Origin of the sequence: Pararhodobacter sp. SW119 (assembly GCF_017811755.1) — a bacterium.
GTDB lineage: Bacteria > Pseudomonadota > Alphaproteobacteria > Rhodobacterales > Rhodobacteraceae > Pararhodobacter.
On sequence record NZ_JADDJF010000128.1, the window covers coordinates 1 to 2,287 of the forward strand.

General features: G+C 63.4%; 2 protein-coding genes and 1 pseudogene. All 3 read left to right on the forward strand.

Annotation, left to right across the window (positions count from 1 at the left end):
• The first annotated feature begins 96 nt into the window (after positions 1–96).
• Positions 97–522 carry a hypothetical protein gene (locus tag IM708_RS20730; protein WP_209428448.1) on the forward strand — a complete coding sequence of 142 codons (426 nt, stop codon included), beginning with the start codon at positions 97–99 and terminating at the stop codon, positions 520–522.
• A 519-nt stretch (positions 523–1,041) separates the two neighbouring features.
• Positions 1,042–1,785, forward strand: coding sequence for a hypothetical protein (locus IM708_RS20735; RefSeq protein WP_209428449.1), 744 nt, complete (start codon positions 1,042–1,044; stop codon positions 1,783–1,785).
• Positions 1,786–1,919: 134 nt separating this feature from the next.
• A pseudogene (locus IM708_RS20740) lies at positions 1,920–2,287 on the forward strand (hypothetical protein); the annotation flags it as partial.

Genomic DNA, 2,287 nt, shown 5'->3' on the forward strand with positions numbered 1-2,287 from the left:
TTTCGATTTGGGAGCTTGAATCACGCAACCGCTCGGTGCTCAAGCAACTTTATGGGTCCTGAGCCTAGGGTAACCGCAGAACATGAGAGGTGACACATGCTGCCCTACACCCACTGGATGCGCCCCGATCCCGACGGCGAGATGCGCCGCGCCAACGAGGCGCAGGCCGCCGTCCTCTATCAGCGCTTTCGCCGGATCGGGCGCCTCACCCGCACCGCCTTTGGCCTGCTGTGGCGTTTGGGCGCAGCGCCGCTGAAGCTCGCGCATCGCTGGCGGTTGCAAACCTGGACAACGCGCGACCTCGGTCGCATCGATCGCCACACGCGCGCCGACATCGAGCTTCCCGACGGCGCGCTGGATGATCTCGCTGAGCGGATGGAGGCGCAAGGCGTTCCTTTGGCCTCGCTTCCGCCGGCACGCGTTGGCAGAGCCGTTCTCCCTATCGCGCGGTGGAACGCACCTCGCCGGCACATGTCGTCCGTGCCTGCCAGGCAAGCCGGCCTTGCCCGCTGCAGCGTTTAGGAGAGGACAAGAATGTTTGGCATCGAGCTCTTCGAGAGATGGCGAGCGTGCGTTCGGCGTCGGCGGATGATCCGGCGCGAGTTGGACGCGTTCGCCAGGATCAACCCCGAACTCCACGCCGATATAGGTCTTTATCCGCACAGCTTCCGCGATGAAGCGGAACGGGTGGTCGACTGTCGATTGCGAGATCAAAGTGCTGGGCATGAGGCCTGCAGGGGGCGGCCGCCAACTGCGCAGGCATCGTTCAAGGCAATGGCGTCTTGAAGTCGCAAAGCAAGCGATATGGAGCCGGAAACTGACGCAGACACCATGACGGGGAAAGACCGCTCGACGACATTGCTCCGCCCGAATGCAGCGGCGATTACGAGCGGCCATCTTAGTGAAGCCGCACTGCGGCACACAAGCGGAGGGGGCGGCTGGTACGGGGCAGTCGGGTGCGTCTGGTGAGCGAATTCGGCATGCTGGTGCTCCACGCGGTGTCGATGTTATCGAATGGGATGTGGAATCGACGGAGGCAGATTGGCTGAGCGAAATGACATCTCGGGTCTTCTTACCTTCATCGGGCGCGAAGGCGGCTGGAAAGAGAGGTTGCAGGACGTCATCGAGGAGCATCTAGGGGCGGCCCTTGATGCCTTCGAGATCGATAGTGAGGATCTGGCGGATCTTCTGGGTGAGCCCGCGTCGGGAACGCTTTGGGGGTGCGGGTTCGAAGATTTCCTCGGCCGCCGCTTTGGCAGCCAGGGCGAAAACATCGTCGATCTTTACCTGAAACGGCGTGGTTGGAAGGAGACCGTTCTGAACCGGGCCTATTTTGGCGCGCTCCGCGATACACCGGTCAGCCTGCATGAGGTCAGTGACGTGAAGCCCGGGGTGTCGATGGTTCTCAAGGACATCTTGCGCGGCGGCCCGCCCGTCACCGTGCGCGAGAAATCCGCAACACGGTCGTTGCGTCAGTGGGACAAGATCGCGGTGCGCGTGGTGCCCGAACGTGATCATCATGTGATGTCGGGCGCGGTTCTGCCGTTTTCCGATGAGGCGGTCGAACTGCTGAGCTCGGCGCTGCGCGAAGCTGCAAAGCTTGGAAAGCGCGCGGCTCTGGAGCTGACTACCGAGCAACTGCACGACTGTGCGCCGATCTTTACCACCGCGTGGCTGTTCACCGAAGTGCCGCGCGCGCTGAACCCACCGCAGCAGAGCTACTACAACTCCGCTGGCGACGAGGTGATGTTCCACGACCTGCGGTTCGCCTTGAGGCCGGAGTAACCCAGAAGCAGTTGGCCGAGCGTCTGGATCAGGTAGACGGGCTGTGGCCTGCCAGCCGGACGTTCTGGAACTGGATCGAGAGGCGCCCGACGCACAATGGCAGGGCAGCTGCGGGGATCATGCTCGAGACAGAGATGGACGAGGGCATCGTGCTGGCCGGGCTCGAGATCAAGGGCAGGGCGCTCTTGGTCTCGACCAATTCGCCCGCGCGTGCAGCAAGGGTCGAGGCGTTGGTGATGGGTGTGGCCGCAGATCTTGTGAAGCCGCCACTGACCACGATCCGCACGATCGAGCAGTTGATGGCCGAGCGCGAGGCAAGGCCCACTCCGAGCGCGGCCGATGAAATTCCGCCCGAACTGGCGGCGCAGATTACCCGCGAGTACATGGACAGGCATTACAGGGAAACCCTTGATGCCCCAGTGCCCGCGCTGGGCGGCAAGTCGCCCCGGCAGGCGGCGCGGACGCCGGCCGGGCGCAAGAAGGTGATCGAGTGGCTGAAGCT